General features: G+C 38.3%; 17 protein-coding genes. 7 read left to right on the top strand and 10 right to left on the bottom strand.

Features of this window, described 5'->3' with window-relative positions; genetic code table 11:
* Positions 1–53 precede the first annotated feature (53 nt).
* Both ABJG98_RS15915 and ABJG98_RS15920 read left to right on the top strand, forming a co-directional pair.
* Positions 54–638, top strand: coding sequence for a Crp/Fnr family transcriptional regulator (locus ABJG98_RS15915; RefSeq protein ID WP_348280527.1), 585 nt, complete (start codon positions 54–56; stop codon positions 636–638).
* Positions 639–774: 136 nt separating this feature from the next.
* Entirely contained in the window at positions 775–1,260 is a 486-nt protein-coding gene (locus ABJG98_RS15920; protein ID WP_348280528.1) for a hypothetical protein, read from the top strand.
* 248 nt (positions 1,261–1,508) lie between these two features.
* Here ABJG98_RS15920 and ABJG98_RS15925 read toward each other — a convergent pair whose 3' ends face one another.
* Both ABJG98_RS15925 and ABJG98_RS15930 read right to left on the bottom strand, forming a co-directional pair.
* Complete coding sequence (locus tag ABJG98_RS15925) at positions 1,509–2,342, bottom strand: alpha/beta fold hydrolase (protein WP_348280529.1); 834 nt, start codon at positions 2,340–2,342, stop codon at positions 1,509–1,511.
* Positions 2,343–2,506: 164 nt separating this feature from the next.
* Positions 2,507–2,884, bottom strand: coding sequence for a nuclear transport factor 2 family protein (locus ABJG98_RS15930; RefSeq protein WP_348280530.1), 378 nt, complete (start codon positions 2,882–2,884; stop codon positions 2,507–2,509).
* Positions 2,885–3,046: 162 nt separating this feature from the next.
* Here ABJG98_RS15930 and ABJG98_RS15935 point away from each other — a divergent pair, with 162 nt between their 5' ends.
* Positions 3,047–3,883 (top strand): DUF6268 family outer membrane beta-barrel protein, encoded by an 837-nt coding sequence (locus ABJG98_RS15935; protein WP_348280531.1) that lies wholly within the window; start codon positions 3,047–3,049, stop codon positions 3,881–3,883.
* Here the strand turns inward: ABJG98_RS15935 and ABJG98_RS15940 are convergent.
* The 3 genes from ABJG98_RS15940 to ABJG98_RS15950 form a co-directional block, all read right to left on the bottom strand.
* Positions 3,880–5,022: a lycopene cyclase family protein gene (locus ABJG98_RS15940; RefSeq protein ID WP_348280532.1), complete on the bottom strand. Its 1,143-nt coding sequence runs from the start codon at positions 5,020–5,022 to the stop codon at positions 3,880–3,882. The genes ABJG98_RS15935 and ABJG98_RS15940 overlap by 4 nt on opposite strands.
* Positions 5,023–5,095: 73 nt before the next feature.
* Entirely contained in the window at positions 5,096–5,341 is a 246-nt protein-coding gene (locus ABJG98_RS15945) for a hypothetical protein (RefSeq protein ID WP_348280533.1), read from the bottom strand.
* A gap of 5 nt (positions 5,342–5,346) precedes the next feature.
* Positions 5,347–7,746, bottom strand: a complete 2,400-nt coding sequence (locus ABJG98_RS15950) for a TonB-dependent receptor (protein WP_348280534.1) — start codon at positions 7,744–7,746, stop codon at positions 5,347–5,349.
* A gap of 244 nt (positions 7,747–7,990) precedes the next feature.
* On the opposite strand from ABJG98_RS15950, the gene ABJG98_RS15955 reads away from it, so the two are divergent.
* Together ABJG98_RS15955 and ABJG98_RS15960 are read left to right on the top strand one after the other, a co-directional pair.
* The gene (locus tag ABJG98_RS15955; RefSeq protein WP_348280535.1) at positions 7,991–9,028 is read left to right on the top strand and encodes a histidine kinase; all 1,038 of its coding nucleotides are present in this window, start codon (positions 7,991–7,993) and stop codon (positions 9,026–9,028) included.
* A 1-nt stretch (position 9,029) separates the two neighbouring features.
* Positions 9,030–9,791, top strand: a complete 762-nt coding sequence (locus tag ABJG98_RS15960) for a LytTR family DNA-binding domain-containing protein (protein WP_348280536.1) — start codon at positions 9,030–9,032, stop codon at positions 9,789–9,791.
* Here the strand turns inward: ABJG98_RS15960 and ABJG98_RS15965 are convergent.
* The 5 genes from ABJG98_RS15965 to ABJG98_RS15985 form a co-directional block, all read right to left on the bottom strand.
* Positions 9,785–10,558 carry a hypothetical protein gene (locus ABJG98_RS15965; RefSeq protein WP_348280537.1) on the bottom strand — a complete coding sequence of 258 codons (774 nt, stop codon included), beginning with the start codon at positions 10,556–10,558 and terminating at the stop codon, positions 9,785–9,787. The two genes, ABJG98_RS15960 and ABJG98_RS15965, sit on opposite strands and share 7 nt — an antisense overlap.
* A gap of 68 nt (positions 10,559–10,626) precedes the next feature.
* Positions 10,627–11,373, bottom strand: a complete 747-nt coding sequence (locus ABJG98_RS15970) for a LytTR family DNA-binding domain-containing protein (RefSeq protein ID WP_348280538.1) — start codon at positions 11,371–11,373, stop codon at positions 10,627–10,629.
* Positions 11,370–12,392, bottom strand: a complete 1,023-nt coding sequence (locus ABJG98_RS15975; RefSeq protein WP_348280539.1) for a histidine kinase — start codon at positions 12,390–12,392, stop codon at positions 11,370–11,372. Before ABJG98_RS15975 ends, ABJG98_RS15970 begins: the two co-directional genes overlap by 4 nt.
* 9 nt (positions 12,393–12,401) lie before the next feature.
* A complete protein-coding gene (locus ABJG98_RS15980) occupies positions 12,402–12,818 on the bottom strand; it encodes a hypothetical protein (RefSeq protein ID WP_348280540.1) in 417 nt (138 codons plus the stop codon).
* Positions 12,819–12,940: 122 nt separating this feature from the next.
* Positions 12,941–13,630, bottom strand: a complete 690-nt coding sequence (locus ABJG98_RS15985) for a hypothetical protein (protein ID WP_348280541.1) — start codon at positions 13,628–13,630, stop codon at positions 12,941–12,943.
* Between the two features lie 145 nt (positions 13,631–13,775).
* On the opposite strand from ABJG98_RS15985, the gene ABJG98_RS15990 reads away from it, so the two are divergent.
* On the top strand, positions 13,776–14,111 hold the full coding sequence (locus ABJG98_RS15990; RefSeq protein ID WP_348280542.1) for a PadR family transcriptional regulator: 336 nt from the start codon (positions 13,776–13,778) through the stop codon (positions 14,109–14,111).
* Positions 14,108–16,744 (top strand): ABC transporter permease, encoded by a 2,637-nt coding sequence (locus ABJG98_RS15995; protein WP_348280543.1) that lies wholly within the window; start codon positions 14,108–14,110, stop codon positions 16,742–16,744. Before ABJG98_RS15990 ends, ABJG98_RS15995 begins: the two co-directional genes overlap by 4 nt.
* Positions 16,745–16,768: the final 24 nt, after the last annotated feature.

The following is a 16,768-nucleotide window of genomic DNA, read 5'->3' on the forward strand; positions in this document are numbered from 1 at the left end:
AACTAATCCTAACTTCTGCATGTATAGGTTTAAGTGTAGTTATTCCTATGCAAATGGATATTGAACCACTTCTAGCGCATATAAGTCATCACATTTACTTAAGTAAGGAAGAGATAGCCATTCTTTCTGAGCGAGTCAATTACCGAAACTATTTAAAGGGGCAATTCATTGTTCAGCAAGGAGATGTCTGCAAACACGAAAGTTTTGTTGTGAAAGGATGTCTCAAAACCTTTCATATCGATAGTGAAGGTCAGGAGCACATCATCCGCTTTGCAATAGAAGACTGGTGGACGGCAGACATGGGTAGTTTCATTACACGGACACCCGCAGACTACAATGTGCAATGCATCGAAAATACGGAGGTCATCCAATTCTCCTATGAAGCTCTTGAAGAACTTTACACACTCATCCCACAGCTGGATAGATTTTTCAGAATTATAATACAAAAAGCATTTGTCGCCTCTGAAAAACGAATCATCAGGAATTTTAGTCATCCAGCGAAAGATCGATATGTAACATTCAGGGAGCAATATCCTGAAATTGAACAACGCGTACCTCAGTACATGATTGCCTCGTACCTTGGGATCACCAAGGAATTTCTGAGCAAGATCAGGAATGAACTTGCCAATTCGGATTGAGTAGGCTATTAAACTAGTTTAACCTCTTTTCTTAACATACCTTATTTATTCTCGTCTCGAGCCGTCGGAACTTTGCATTGCATTCAACACAATGTTGTCATTCATCATATAAATAAAGAATAACATGAAAGAGAAAATGTTAATACTTGACGCATCGACGTTCGGCAGTCCGACAAAAGTGATCCTATGGTCGGGATTGGTCGCGGGAGTCCTGGACTCCCTCGCTGGAGTAGTGGTCTATTATATCTACTTCGGTCTGAATCCCATTCAGGTATTGCAATTCATTGCTACTGGCATTTATGGACCGACAGCTATTGATGGAGGAGCTCTGATGACTGTCATTGGGCTGTTTTTCCACTTTTTAATTGCCTATGTTGTGGCAATCCTATATTTCGTTGCTTATCCGAAACTTGCGGTATTACGAGAATATAAAGTCATTGCTGGATTGGTATATGGCTTAGGCGTATGGCTTGTCATGAACCTGTTGGTGATCCCATCAAGCAATGTTCCTGCTAGCCCATTTGATGCCGGACTCGCGGCGGTAGGTATTGTCTGGCACATGGTATTGGTTGGCCTACCCGTCGCCCTTATTACCAGTAGTTACTATAAGAGAAAGATATAGGTAAGTAGGAGTAGAGTTAGAATGAAGAGCAATTAAGACTCGGAAATCTAGGTATTTTCGAGTCTTTTTTTGTCAGGACGAGATCTCAAATTGCAATTGGGTATACGTTACAAACGCTTGCTAGCGGGGGTATCTTCATTATGTAAAGGCTCAAGTTACAAACCCGTGCCAGGCGGGGGGATAACGGTCAATATATAAAACATAGAGACCAGAGGAGCTATGAGTTATATACATTGTTAGCTGTTTGTTTATTTGATCTCATTGAGTAAATCTTTCCATATGGTATCTTTAAATCTCTCTTTAAAAACCCCAAAATGTCCAATTTTTTGTGTGTTATAATCCTTTGGTATTAGGTGTCGGGTTTTCGTTTTAGCATTTGAATATCTTCCTGTCATCCATTCAACGGCTTTCCGGGGAGCGAAATCATCATCATCAATGCTAAAGGCTGCTATTTCTGAGTAATATTTTTCAAAAAAAGTTTCTTTCAGGGACTTATCGCTAAGGAGGTAATCCTTATTCTTTCCCCATTTGCTCCACTGATTTGCGACATTTTTAGGAAGATTCTCCATACCACTAATTTTCTTTGATGGTAAGTAACCAAAGAGGTTGGTTAAAAGAGGAAAAAGGATGTGCCAATTGAACCATAATTTTATTCTTCCTACTCCATCCCATAATTTCCAGTAACCGGATTGAGCCGCAACTAAAACAATCTTGTCCATTTTAGTTGAGGACTTGGAAAGTCCTACTAATTGGCCGCCAATACTATGACCTAGCAGAGATTTTTTATAGCCGACAAAATTGTTCAAAGCATAGTCAATAACACTTTCTAAATCTTCAGCTCCCCAACCTTCTGCATCATTAGTCAGTTTTTTTATAGACCCTTTTAGGGAAAGACCTATGCCGTAATAATCAAAGGTGATTACAGTAACATTTTGTGATGAGAGGTACTCGGCGAATTTTTTATAAAATGATTGTTTAACTCCTGTTGCTGAAGCAATTACAAGAACGGTGTTGGGGTCGATACTGTCATATATAGTAGCAGTGATAACACCCACACCCGATTCAATTTCTACTTCTCTCATGTTTTTTTTTCATAACTGCCAATAATTATACAAAACGCAATTTAGAAAAAATGGCTGCGCACATCTTGTAACCTAGTTTAGAGGTCCATCCGATTCATTCGACTTTTAACAAAAAAAGACCATCTCCCGATGGCCTTTCTCCTTATGATTCTATTAGCTTCAACTCATACCAGCTCGGGCATAGGTGTGTAGAAAAACTGCTCAAGGACAACCTTGCCATTTTCTACCTTGTACACACATACCTCATCCATATCAATTGGCTGATCCATTCCTTTCATTGTCACCTTGGATTTCATGGTAATAGAAAAGAAATTTTCTGCTACGATCGGATCTGATATTTCGCTGGAGTGAAATTCAGTTATCATCTCGTTCCATTCTTTACCTTTTTTAGCGATTGCATCAAAGCCTTGCACCGTACCCCATGGAGCACCTTCAGGTTCTTTGCTTACAATATTAGGTGAATAGAGCTTTTGAAATACCTGCTCAAACTTGCCTTCACGGCAAAGTTCCACCAAACGATTTGCTACTTCTTCTGTTGTCATATTTATGTATTAGAGTTGAACATGAGGTAAAGAAATGGGCTAGAGTGACAGCCCTATGTCACTGGTTTATCGAAATATGAAAAAATGTATAGTGGCAGTGGAGGAAATTTCCCGATCTTGGCGAATTCTATGCGTTTTATAATTGGATGTGTTTTTTGTTTAATGCTAACCTCAGGTCATGGCCAGTTATTGGATTTGGCAAAGGCAGAGTACCTATATGTACCGGGTAGCAGTAGCAACTTTGAATATCATCGGCAACAGATCGAAGCAAATATTCCATTTGAAGTAAAAGAAGGAGCATACCTATTTGTGGGGTTCGACTATAGCCGAATATTATTCAGATTTCAGGAAGCTGAGGATTCATACGATAAGACCCATGCAGAAAACTTCCAATCCATAGATCTTAATCTCACGTATACGTTCGAATTGCAAAATAACTGGCGCTTCGGCATTCAGCTGTCACCTTCATTTAATAGCAACTTTCAAAGTGGAATCACTTCAGGTGATTTTTTAGTCAATGGCGTGATGGCATTTATTAAAACCAAAGATGGATCGCTAAGCAAAAAGCGAAATAGACTTATCCTTGGGTTGGCCTACTCTACGACTACCCGATTCCCGATTCCGTTTCCATTCATCAATTATTATCGAAAATTTCATCAGAAATGGTCATATACAATCGGTGCTCCCTATACGAACTTTCAGTTTCATGCTACCGAAAAACATCGCTTCAAGATCCATGCGGAAGGGGAGGCGTTCAACGCACATATTCAGGAGGATCTATTAATAAATGATTTTGGTATTGCGGATAGAATCCGCGTGTTCCTAATCAACGTTGGTTTCCGGTACGAATACAAGATTTCTGAACACATTGAATCCTATTTAGTCTTCTCAAGAACGGTCTTTTCTGATTTACAATTGAGACAGGGGAAAGATGTTGTATTCCAACCATCACTCGATAATGCCTTGCTCTTGCGGATAGGTATCAGATGCAAAATTTAGTTCCGCCAGAAGGTAGATAGAAAGGCTCGCCAAAACTGTGGACGATTCAGTGAAAACATGACGCGTATATCTTCCGCAAACGAACTCTCTTCGTCTAAAAATCTAAATACAGATTGAATGGGAGGCTTCGTGTAAAGTCGCGTAAAAATATCCTCTCCAAGATCATTTCTTGAAGCTAGTACATTTAGGAAAATGGAGTCGTAAGTCCTGAAACGAGAGTTGGCAACTCCTTTTTCCGGCCGGTTTCCCTTCTTTATGTTTTCCACCATCATGGTCGAATATCTATCAGCATTTTTAAATGAATAGCCGGAAGACGGCCTGACCCAACCACCAGCCGTCCCAATCTTAGTGATGTACTTTGAGTGATGTTTATGAAACGGATAATCTGACATAGGTATCAGGCCTTGCTCCACTTCTTTGACTTGGTAGTTATTTGTTTCTAAGTATTTGCTAATGTATTCTTTGAGATATTCATCGTAAGTGTCATCGGCCAGTAATCGATCGTTGAAAAGTGTGAATTCAACCAACGCGGTGTTTGGTGTGAGGGGCAATACATAAGTAAAGCTGGTGCTGTCCTTCCACTTGAGCCGATAGTCCATCATGGTAAATGTTTCCAGATCGAATATTGGACTTTCGGTTTCGATAAACCAACCCTTGAAATGCTGAACGAGTGAATGGAATTTATCTTTCTTTTCATTAAATTCTTCAGGGATGCGGCTGTCAAAAATGTGATTGGCACTGTAGGATCCCTCTGTTCCAGTCATTTGCTTTTCGTCGATGATTTTGACTTCATCTTTAATCCAAACGACATTATTAGCCTTGGCAATCTCAGCTTTTGCATATGCGTAGAAATCGGCGGAACGAACCATTTTATACCGATAAGGTGACAGACTGAATGAAATTGCTTCCTGCTTATTGAAAAATAATCCATTGCCCCATGTCTGAATGGCCAATTGATCCCACAATGATTCTTTTGCTTCCCAAAAACACCAGGTTCTGTCGTTGGCAACCTTATCGTCTTTGTCTAAAAGTAGAATGCTTTTTTCTTTAAAGAAGTCATCATTGATCATCTTCAAAGCGAGCTGGAGCCCGGCAGCGCCAGCACCTACAATAGCATAATCATATGAGGTCTGATTCATCTTGCCCTAAATATAAATAGCCCTGCCTTCGCAGAGCTATTCCCACCAACATTCACTACCTAATTTTCCTAGGCTAATGTGTTAATTCTGAGCATTGATATCCAAACCTTTCCAATATGACAGCAATGTTTTCACATGTAAGAATGGACGATTCTATTTTCAACACATGCTCCCAATCGTCTAGGTCCACTGTCCAGCGTTGTATGTATTTAATCTGGCTGAACACCTGATTGATTTTTTCAACATCATTTTTGGTTTTGATATTGCTTTTTAAAATCAAAACATTAAGATCTTTTTTAGGTCTGGTGAGTATTTTCATAATGTTTAAAATTGAATACGATACATCACATCAGGAAAAAATCCAATTTGCTCAACTACGTTGATTTGATCGGTAACCTGATTGTATCTTCTGACAAATTCATTTTTTCTATTTGTAAGGTTCTGGAAGTCCACAAAGAATTGATGAGACACCTTCTTCCGATTTAGCCTCACCCCAAATTTTGCGTCCCATCTAAAATATTGACCATATCGTTCGCTAAAAGCGATCTGATCTTGGCGTACTTCTCTTCCAGAATTATTTCGAGTTGCATCTATGTCTAAAGGAGTATATGGGCGACCGCCAGATGTAGTCACCTTAGTGTCGAATGTCCACGCATTTTGATCGTTTGGTCCAAACTTCCATTCTTTGCCAAAGAGCACATTTAAAACATAGTTGTTATTAAACACTGTATTGCGTTGAATTCCATCGCTTCCCTCATATTGGGATTCAAATAGAGAGGTCGTTAAAAGCATGTAATAGTTCCGACTAAAAAATTTCTCGAGTGTGATTTCAGTGCCATAGTTAAATCCCGAACCTTCGCTGACCAATGAACCTTTCTCTTCGAAGATGAAATCATTGCCTTCATTGAGGACTGAATAGCTGGAAGATGTTTGCTCCACAGGAACATCATAAATGCTTTGATAGTAGACCTCCGTTTTTAATCTCCAGTCAATGCCCAGATTTCGATCCATGCCCAATACAAAATGATGTGCCTTAATGAACTCAAGGTTCTGATTTGTTCGTGCGGTGTTTCCCGGACTTACTTCTTCTTGATAGAATACTACCGGAGATGGAACCGCTTGGCCGTGAAGTCCGTAGGCAAGACTCCAGCGCTGAACAGGTGTTTGTTGCCAGCTAATAGCTGCTCTAGGTTCCAGAATAAACGCATCCATGAATTCATGGTATTGGCTGTGAAGACCAAAGGTCGTAGATAGGTCATCTGTGATTTTATATTCAGCTTGTCCAAATACTTGAAGTAAATGATAGGTTTCGTCAACCTCGGTATTAATGAGAAAGTAATCAGGGATTCCATCATTATTATCATCAGGGATAGTGACACGAGCATCTCTATCCTCGGAAAACAAATCGAGAGCATATGTTTCGTTAAGGAATCCAGCTCGCATACTCCATCTTGCATTGAATTTAGTATTGAGTGTGGACGTAATCGTATATCTATTTTCCCTGTTTCTAACATTAGTAGCTCGATACTTTCCAATGAATTGATTGTTTTCATCTAACATGCGATTGTCTTGTAGGTATTCATTGTAGTTGGTCGATGCTCCAAAAGAGGTTTTGAGATATGTCTTTTGTCCCATGCGTATGGTATGAGCTAAGCCAATAAGCCCTAACTCATTTTGGACAAAAGCATCTTGCTCAGGATCAGCAAATAGATCTGTATCATCTATGTCTTCACCTAAAAAGTCAATGCTGCTTTTTCCTCCCAAACCAAAGATTTCAAACCTCCCAATTTTAGTTTCACCCAAATTTACTTTGAACGAAATATCTTGATAAAAGGGGATTGCTGAAGTTCCGGTTGCCGCAAGGCTTGCAATTCCATAGCGATAGGATGTCACAAAAGATGAGTTGTTTTTCTTGCTTATAGGACCTTCAGCCATAAATTCTAACCCACTAAATGCTGAAAGTTGCCCTGTAAATTCATACTTATCTGTATTTCCATTCCGGAAAAAAACATCAAAAACAGCCGAATTAGCATTTCCGTATTCTGCTGGGAAAGCCCCGGTTAGGAAATCGGATGTTCGTAATAGGTTGGTGTTTAATGCATTTACAGGTCCACCTGTGGTTCCTTGAGTGGCAAAGTGATTGGTGGTGGCAATTGGAATCCCTTCAATTCGCCAAAGCAATCCTATCGGCGAGTTTCCTCTCACCACAATGTCGTTTCGTGCATCGTTAGTAGCATTTACTCCAGCAAATGATGTGGCTAGTTTTGCCACGTCATTTCTTCCACCGGAAAAACGAGTGACTTCTTCCAAACTAAATGTACGTGCACTTACCTTGGCTAGATCATTTATAGGAAGATCTTTGTCAGCAGCGGCAGTAATTACTACTTCATCGAGCTTTTCAACGGATTCTTCAAGCAGGACACGCAGGATGACTTCCTTTCCTGAGGTTACTAATATGTTGGGTAATGAAATGCTCTTGTAGCCAATGTAGGTGACTGCAAAAGTCTGTCTGCCAACAGGGATTTTTTCTATTCTAAATTCTCCATTAACATCCGCAATGGCACCTTGTATAGGATCGGACCCAACCAGCTGTATCGTTGCTCCAATCAATGGATATTCAGCTTGAGCATCAAGAATAATTCCTTTGACAGTTTGATCTTGAGCAATACTTGCTATTGACACAAGAATTCCCAGAATTGTAATAATAGCTTTCGAATTTTTCATCGTTTTGAATGTTGATTTTCGATGCTAACCTATTGGTGGAGATCTTGGAAAGAAACGAGTTTCATAATCAGACGCTTGATTACGAGGTTGAAGCGCGATTTTTTGTGATTGAACCTACAATTGGGCCAGTTAAACTGCGCCTGCTGTTTCATGAATGGATAATGCTGTTTCACCGCTCATTTTCCCAGCTTCACTCGGATTTGATCAAAATTTCTGGAATGCCATTACTTATCTTTAATGCGTAATGAAATTGCGAGAAGTACATATTCGATGGGTCGGAATCTTTTTAGTAGCCGCATTGTCTACTTTCAATGATGGAGATGACCATATGATTGATAAACCTCTTTGGTTTCATTATTTTGTATCCTTTTGTTTTACGACACTTTATTGGAATGGTGCTTGTGCCGTCATATTCTTTTTAAGAAAGAAATTTCCAGAAATCAGTAAAACAAAACGCAGAGTTTTATGGTCAGGTCTTTTTATTGGTATCTGGATGACTGTCGGAGGTATCCCATTGAAAATCATCTTCAACGTTGTTGAATTGAAGGAATTGTTGTCAATAAATGAACACCTTCGGTACCTTCCTTTCAACTTTATAATTGCGACTGTAGTTACGCTTTCGTATGAGGCCTTTTATTTCTTTGATAAATGGAAGGAGCAATTTACGCTGAATCAACAGCTGAAAAATCAACAAATTCGTACACAATATGAGGTGCTGCAAAACCAGATGAGTCCTCATTTTCTATTTAATAGCCTGAATACGCTGACCACCATTATTCCTGAGAATGCCGAAGCTGCAGTTTCATTTACAGAGCGGCTTTCAGAAGTATATCGCTACATTCTTCAAAATAAAGACAGAGAGTTGGTGAGCCTTCAAGAAGAGATTGATTTCGTAAAGTCATACCTTTTCTTATTGCGCATGCGATATCCTGATAACCTGACAGTTAGCTTTAATATTGAAAAGTCATACCTTAATTTGACCATTCCGCCATTAACGCTCCAAATGCTGGCAGAGAATGCGATTAAGCATAATGTAGTTTCTAAAGCTAAGCCGCTGCACATCGATATTTATATCGAAAATGGCAAATCTGTGATTGTGAAGAATAATTTGCAGCGCAAAGAGTCATTAGAAAAGTCAACGAAAACCGGGCTTGATAATATCCGTAAGAGGTACAACATTTTAGGTAAAAAAGAAATTGATGTCATTACGAGCACATCCAATTTTATGGTTGCAGTACCGCTCATCGATTTACTTGAAGAAAGCGATTTAAATTTCAGCTAATATGAAAGTGTTGATTGTAGAAGATGAAGCTCCTGCATTTAGAAGACTGGAAAAGATTCTACTGGAGATCGATCCTACCATCGAAATTGTAGAGGTATTAGATAGTGTAGAGGAAACAGTGAAGTGGATGAATAATCACGAATGCCCTGATCTGGCGTTGCTAGACATTCAAATTAGCGATGGCATCAGCTTTCAGATTTTTGATCAAATCGAAATCAAATGCCCAGTGATTTTTACTACTGCTTTTGATGAGTATTTGCTAAAGGCATTTAAGGTAAATAGCATCGATTATTTATTGAAGCCAATAAAGAAAGAAGACTTGGAGCAATCTCTTCGGAAATACCGCAGCCTGAAGGCCAACTTTAGCCAAAATGGAATAAATATGGCGGCATTACTGAACCAGATCAATTTGACTGAGGTAAAATACAAATCACGTTTTCTTGTAAAGCAGGGCGATAAAATGTTATCCATTCGTTCTGAGGATATAGTTTGCTTCCAAAGCAAACACGGTGTTGTACATATCAATACGAAAAATGAAAAAACCTATTTATCAGATTTTACACTAGATGTACTCTCGAGTCAACTCGATCCACGACTCTTTTATCGGGCCAACCGCCAGTTTATAGTCAATGCTGACTACATCACTACTGTGCACAAACACTTTAAAGGTAAGCTCATGATAGAGATGAGCCATTTCTCGGATGAACAAATTTTAGTTAGTAGTGAAAAGGCTACTACATTGAAGCAGTGGCTTGATCAATAAGTACCATTGCTTTTTTTAGAGTTTATTAATTCCATCGAAAGCTTCGGGCCTGGGACATAAAACGTGACTATCCGAGCTGGTTTTTCCTTAGTAATCCATATTCGATTTTGCGGCATTTTTCCATCTGTCATCAGATGAATGACTTTGCAGTCAAAAGTTCCAGCCGGTGTGGTTACCGTTTCGTCTTTTACATAATAAAGAGATGCGTTTGAGACAGTCATGCTTGTAGGAATCAATGCCTTAAACTTGATGGTGTCTTCAGTCTTGTAGTCAAGCGTTTGCATGAGCATATACAGCTCGCTTCGAATAACATCATAAGTGTATAAAGAATCTACCGGATAGTCGCTAATAGTTGTGTCTCTGGTTACTCTATAAAGGCCATTTACTTGGTTTTCGCTTGCTATAATATCCACGTTTAACTTGGTGCTATTTATCTGCATGCCGATGGACACCTCTTCCAGTTTGAATGTTCCAGTATCAAATATAAATTCTGCTTCTTCATATACGCTCCCGTCATCAAATGATGACGTATCTCTTGATATGAGCTTTCCATTTTCAAAGTATGTTCCAAAGATCATTGAACCGATCTTGGCCTTTGTGGAATCAAACATGTAATACGTATTGATCTCTGGCTGAATGCTCGCAAGATCTACTGAGAGTCCAAGCCATTTTTTTTCAGATACATTCTCGTTTCCAGACGGTTGACAAGCAAGGAGTAGGGTAAGAGCGATTAAGAAACAGTTTTTCATGGTTAGGTATTTATTCATAGACACTTGTCCAAAACTAATCCCATTCCGTTGGAGTAACTGTATGGCCGCCTATCTAAAATGGGCTGCTAACTATCGAGCCAATCTTTGAAAGAACGCACTTTTTCACGACTTACAATAATATTTTCTTTGTATTCCGGCTTTACTGATAGTAAAAGACGATTGTTGAAATAACTGTCTATCGAAACAATATTTTTATCGCATATCAGCATATATCTGTTCACTCTGAAGAAACAAGAAGGATCAATCAGCTCTTCTATTTCATCCAATGAATGATCTACTATCATCGACTCTTCATGGTTGGTTTTGAGATATGTGGTGCTCGATTCACTGTAGAAGTATGCAATATCCTGAACAGGAATAGACGCATATTTAAGCCCTGTTTTCACTAAAAATTTTTGCTTATAGGCTGAACTAAGTTGTGATTTGAGATTTCCGATTACATCAGATAAGTCTCCTTGTACGCGTACTTTTTTCAGTTTCTCAATTGCCAGGACTAGCTTATCTGATTGTACAGGCTTAAGTAAGTAGTCTACACTATTGTATTTGAATGCCTCCAATACATACTTATCAAAAGCTGTCGTGAAAATCACATGAGGGAAGGTTTCTAATGATTCTAAAACATCAAAACCAGTCCCATCTCCAAGTTGAATGTCTAGAAAAAGAAGCTCAGGGCATTCATTTTCATTGATCCATTGTCTGGCGGATTTCACAGAGTAGCAAGTATTAAGGATATTGATGGAAGTGTGCTCGTTGACTAATTTTAATAATCGATCAGCGGTAAGTTTTTCGTCCTCTATAATGAGTGCTTTCATGTAAGTGATAGCGGTAATCTTACCTTAAATGTTTCTTCATTGTCCGTAATTTCCAAGGCCTTACCAACAGAAAGAAGCAGCCTGCTTGATAGATTTTTTAGTCCAATTTTAGTGCTGGATGATAAATTCTCTTTTTTTCTTATTTCGTTTTCTACCACAATCGCCTTGTTTCCTTCATTCTTTATGGAAATATGAAGAGGATCATCAATGGAAAAAGCATTATGCTTTACGGCATTTTCAACAAGTATTTGAATGGACATTGGAGGAACAGACAGATTTAACTTATCCAGTGAAATATCCTTTTCCACGACAATTGCTGATTGGTGTCTCATTTGAAGCAGAAACACATAATTATCTAAGAAGTCTAATTCTTCCTGTAGACTAACAACACTTTTTTCATCATTCTCAAGAATATACCGATAGATGTCTGAAAGTTTGGCAATGAATTCAATAGCTATTTTCGAATCTTTTTCGACTAGTGAGCTAAGCACACTGAAACTATTAAAAAGAAAATGTGGGTTTACCTGGTTTTTGAGACCTTCATATTTGGCTGCTACAAGTTCTTTTTGAATTTGTTCCTTCTCTCGGGCCGTTCTCACCGCATAGGAGATGTAGAGTTTGAAGATCTCATATAGGATGATGATTTGGGACAATACGAAGCCTTGTGCACTTACAATTTGAAACTTCTGTAGTGTAGGTACATAATCTGGATAGCATAATGGCTCAATATAGTAGTGATTTATATAAGAAAATAAGAGTACAAAAGGCAGCACTATAAGTACTGCCTTTATTGTTATCTTATAAAGATCACTATTGGATCTGATTCCACTTTTTTTATAGAAGAAAGAGATACTCCAAGCTGCAACTTCCCAGCATATTAATACGACAGAGATGGTGTAGGTCAGGCTGATTAAATTTAGGAGGCTCCATTCAAGGATCGTATGTTCTCCAGCATCCGTCAGCCTGAAAAAGAGAAATATCAGAAAGCTTATAGAAAGCCTAAATAGGTACTTCTTCATTCCTTAAAATTACTCTCCATCTTCCGAAGCAACAGCTTTGCTTGCAAGAACATTAAAAGAAAGTGTAGTGCCAGTTACCTTTTGTGTGCCATTGCTTCTTGATGAAACGATCACAGTGTATTGACCTACGGCCACTTTATTAGCAGCTACGGTAACTAAAAAATGATCTTGGTTTTCTGCATCCTGCGCTATCTCAAACGTAAGGCCAGAGCTACTATTGAGTGTAGGTGCAAGAAATTTGGCTTTTTTAGCAGTTTTTGCGCGAACGATCCATAGGTCAAAAGAAGTATTGCTGTCTGCATCTATGTTGATCACATACTCCTGGGCATAAATTTTAGCTCCTTTTTTTGGAGCATCAAAGCTTTGAGCCATGGCTAATGAAGCAACGAAAACCAGAATAGACAGTAGAGCGAAGTGCTTTTTCATAGTAGTATATTTTTCGGTTTTGATATACAAATGACACGTGGTTTCACGTGCTTCTTACTATGAAATAGGCTGGATTGAATTAAAATCTATTGAATTGTCTGTTTTAGGGATTGAACTGTAAATCAGTTTTTCTTTAACGTTGATAGTAAATTTTTAATTTCTGCATCAAGCGAAACAGCGGAGTATTTTTCCAACGCTTCTATCATATAATCTGGAACATCTTCTCCATTTTCAAGTCTGGAGGTTATGTCAAACAAAAGTTGTGAGAAATTGATGATGGCTTTAGTGTCGGCTTCAATCGCTGGGTCGATTGCTTGTGGTTCACATCGATTATTATAAAAATCTATGATTTCGTCAATATCGGAATACCCAAGTTCTCTTCCCTTTATTTTTAATGTAAGTATTACACAATCGTCGAGGAAATCAGCTACACTTCCGCGAAAACCAATACTACTCACCACCAGGGCATTGTTGTTTTTGTAAAGAACTCTTTCAGTATACTGAGTATTATTTTCAAGTCTCACTGCATAAAAGCTCAAATCACCTTTTGCCAATACTTTAGCAATGGTTTTTCTTTTGTTATAATTTATTGGTTCATACACTTCATTATCTATCATGATCGATTTTAGTTTGAAGGCTTTATGCATCTCTCTACCGGCGTTGGTTTTGATCTTTACCTCATCATAGTACATTCCTTGAGTGATCTTTATTTCTCCAACAGTTGAGTCTCCATCAAGTGTTATCAGGTAGCCTTCTTGACCTTCCACAAAGTATGTTAAGCTGATTAATAAGAGAGATAATACGTGCTTCATAAGATAAATTTTGGTGAAGATATTACATAATTAATCATTCCTCTGAGTGTATTTAATATACAAAACATGAAAAAATTAAACCTTTTGATTTGAGTGCCGTTTTGATTTTTTATACATTTAATGAATTAATCAGATTTTGTAGAAAATGAAAGGAACTAATCTTGGTGAGTTTGAGGAAATAGTATTACTCACAATTGCCTCACTTATGTCGGAAGCATACAGTGTAAATATTGTAGATGAAATCGCTTCTATAACCGGAAGAAAAACCAAATTGGGTGTGGTGCACGCAGTGCTCAACCGTTTGGAAAAAAAAGGATTTATAACCTCTGAGCTGGGAGAACCTACTAAAGAGCGAGGAGGTAGAAGGAAACGATTTTTTCACATTTCGCACGCTGGCAAGGTAGCATTAATGAAAGCCAAGGAACAACGGGACAGACTCTGGAGTAATATCCCAGAATTAGTTTTTCAAGGCATCCGATGAGTAAGAACCGAGAAATACCGCCTCGTTGGATGAATTGGCTGCTGGAGCTTTATTGTTCTAAAGACTTATTGGAAGATCTGCAAGGAGATCTGCATGAATACTATGCTAGAAACATAAAAAAGAGTCGATTCAAAGCCAATCTTATATTCTTACTAGACGTGATCAAGTTCTGCCGACTCTACACGATCCGAAAACCCAAAATACTAGGACAAATGACTATTTTTAATCTACTAGGTAATTACTTCAAGACTTCAACCAGAAGTCTCGCACGAAACAAACTATTCTCTTCTATCAATATCCTTGGGCTTGCCATATCGATGTCCATCGGTATTTTGATGATAACCTATATAAGTGAGCTTTTAAGCTTTGATACTTTTCATGAAAAAGGAGAGCGAATTTATCGAGTACAATCTGCATATAAGAGTGTGTCATCACCTACGTCATCCGATTTTGCTTCAACTTCAGTTTTTATTGGAAAAAAACTAAAAGAAGAATACTCCGGTTTTGAGAAGGTCTTATTGATGCGACGAAACTTCCGTGCAGACATAAGCAAAGGTGAAAACACGATTCCCGTTAGAGGACATTATGCTTCACGGGAATTTTTTGATGTTTTCTCATTTGAACTTACAGCAGGTAACCCATCGACTGCTTTGTCTGAACCAAATTCGATAGTGTTAACCGAAAAAACTGCAGAAAAGCTATTTAAAGATAAGCAGGCAATAGGGCAGGTGGTGGTTTCAGGTGAAGAATCATATACAGTGACTGGAGTAGTCGCTAATCTTCCAACCAATTCACACATCCAGTTTGAAGCTTTGATGTCTTTTATCACGCTTGAGAATAGATATTCAGCTAGTGAAACGACTACTTTTTATGATTGGCGAAGCATATGGATGAACTATGTGTATCTCCTTCTCCCGGAGAATGCTGACCCGGATTTAATAAACGGATATCTACGAGATATTGCTGTCACAGAAAATGCAAAAACTGATAGATATCAGATTAATCATCGAGTTGAAAGCCTGGCAAATCTCGTCCCTAGCCAGGAGCTATCTAACCAAATTGGACCAAGCATGAGTTGGAAAGGCATCTATCAGTTGGTTTTCCTTACCCTTTTTGTAATTGTATCGGCATGTTTTAATTACACTAATCTTTCTATAGCAAGATCGCTAAGAAGAGCAAAAGAAGTAGGAGTTCGAAAAGTTGTAGGAGCTGGGAGAAATCAAATATTTACTCAATTTGTGTTTGAAGCAATTATTGTCTCATTGATTTCGGTGATAATGTCATTTGGATTATTCTCTCTTATAAAACCCTTCTTTCTGGAAATAGTCATTGATAACAATGATCTGATTACCATGGATTTTCAATGGATTCATGCATTGTACTTCGTGGCTTTTGCTTTATTTATTGGAATTGTTGCGGGCATCTTACCGTCAATTGTCTTAGCAAGACTCAAAGCGATATCTATTTTTAGAGATGCCTCCTCAGTTAAGTTAATGAAGGGGCTAAGTCTAAGAAAAATTCTGATTGTCCTCCAATTTACAACTTCCATTTTTCTAATTATTGGATCTACCATAGCCTATAGACAATACAAGTTTGCACTAAACTTTGACATGGGATTCACTACCGAGAATGTGCTTAATGTGGCGCTTCAGGAGAATGATTCTCAATTGTTGATTCCTGAGATAGAAAAGCTGCCAGAGGTAAGTAAAATATCGAGATCAGGAATGATACCCAATACGGGTGAGGTTTGGAGCGAAGAAATCAAATATAAGGACCCGCTTGACTCAGCCGATGTGTTTGTAAACTATGTAGATAAAAATTATTTTTCCACGCACGAATTCACTTTTCTAGCCGGAGGTTCTTTTCCATACGATCAAGAGGAGGGAGTTGCAAAGTTTGTTGTTGTGGATGAATTACTACTCAAAAGATTCCATTTTGAAGATCCACAAAGTGCTATTGGCGAGGTAATAACAGTGGATAGAAGACTTGAAGATTTGAAGCTCGAAATAATTGGAGTGGTAAGTGAATTTCAATATGCTAAAATCCATAGTGAATCAGAACCAGTAGCGTTGATTCAAGGGACACCAGTTGATTATATGCACCTTAACCTTGTTGTCAAAACAGACGATGTAGTAGCGTTTATGAATAAACTTGAAGAAATCTGGTCAGATGTCGATCGCATCCACCCTTTTGAGGCTAGATTTTACAATGAACTTATCCAGGAGGCATATAATGATCAAGCAATTTTGTTTAAGATTTTTGGTTTTTTAGCTTTTCTAGCTATATCTATTGCTACAATGGGACTGCTTGGAATGGCTGTATTCACAACTGAAACCAGACAGAAAGAAATAAGCGTTAGAAAGGTTCTTGGTGCCAGTAAAAAGAACTTAATGTTTATTCTGTCAAAAGGATTTATTGTAATGCTGTTAATTTCAGCCGCTATCGCGATGCCACTTAGCTACCTTTTCTTTAACGAGATGGTAATGGCAGATTTTGTGAATCGAATAATTATAGGCCCGATCGAGCTATTATCTGGCGTATTTATTGTGTTCACTATCGGAATTTTAACCATTGGATGGCAGACCGGTAGGGCAGCAAGAGCTAACCCAGCAGATATGCTTAGGGATGAATAGTTTGGACTGATCTTGCTATTTTTC

This window comes from Ekhidna sp., assembly GCF_039960695.1.
Classification (GTDB): domain Bacteria; phylum Bacteroidota; class Bacteroidia; order Cytophagales; family Cyclobacteriaceae; genus Ekhidna.

Coding starts and splice junctions, on each gene's coding strand:
- ABJG98_RS15915 (WP_348280527.1), top strand. CDS start 54: ATGGATATTGAACCACTTCTAGCGCATATAAGTCATCACATTTACTTA.
- ABJG98_RS15920 (WP_348280528.1), top strand. CDS start 775: ATGTTAATACTTGACGCATCGACGTTCGGCAGTCCGACAAAAGTGATC.
- ABJG98_RS15925 (WP_348280529.1), bottom strand. CDS start 2,342: ATGAGAGAAGTAGAAATTGAATCGGGTGTGGGTGTTATCACTGCTACT.
- ABJG98_RS15930 (WP_348280530.1), bottom strand. CDS start 2,884: ATGACAACAGAAGAAGTAGCAAATCGTTTGGTGGAACTTTGCCGTGAA.
- ABJG98_RS15935 (WP_348280531.1), top strand. CDS start 3,047: ATGCTAACCTCAGGTCATGGCCAGTTATTGGATTTGGCAAAGGCAGAG.
- ABJG98_RS15940 (WP_348280532.1), bottom strand. CDS start 5,022: ATGAATCAGACCTCATATGATTATGCTATTGTAGGTGCTGGCGCTGCC.
- ABJG98_RS15945 (WP_348280533.1), bottom strand. CDS start 5,341: ATGAAAATACTCACCAGACCTAAAAAAGATCTTAATGTTTTGATTTTA.
- ABJG98_RS15950 (WP_348280534.1), bottom strand. CDS start 7,746: ATGAAAAATTCGAAAGCTATTATTACAATTCTGGGAATTCTTGTGTCA.
- ABJG98_RS15955 (WP_348280535.1), top strand. CDS start 7,991: ATGAAATTGCGAGAAGTACATATTCGATGGGTCGGAATCTTTTTAGTA.
- ABJG98_RS15960 (WP_348280536.1), top strand. CDS start 9,030: ATGAAAGTGTTGATTGTAGAAGATGAAGCTCCTGCATTTAGAAGACTG.
- ABJG98_RS15965 (WP_348280537.1), bottom strand. CDS start 10,558: ATGAATAAATACCTAACCATGAAAAACTGTTTCTTAATCGCTCTTACC.
- ABJG98_RS15970 (WP_348280538.1), bottom strand. CDS start 11,373: ATGAAAGCACTCATTATAGAGGACGAAAAACTTACCGCTGATCGATTA.
- ABJG98_RS15975 (WP_348280539.1), bottom strand. CDS start 12,392: ATGAAGAAGTACCTATTTAGGCTTTCTATAAGCTTTCTGATATTTCTC.
- ABJG98_RS15980 (WP_348280540.1), bottom strand. CDS start 12,818: ATGAAAAAGCACTTCGCTCTACTGTCTATTCTGGTTTTCGTTGCTTCA.
- ABJG98_RS15985 (WP_348280541.1), bottom strand. CDS start 13,630: ATGAAGCACGTATTATCTCTCTTATTAATCAGCTTAACATACTTTGTG.
- ABJG98_RS15990 (WP_348280542.1), top strand. CDS start 13,776: ATGAAAGGAACTAATCTTGGTGAGTTTGAGGAAATAGTATTACTCACA.
- ABJG98_RS15995 (WP_348280543.1), top strand. CDS start 14,108: ATGAGTAAGAACCGAGAAATACCGCCTCGTTGGATGAATTGGCTGCTG.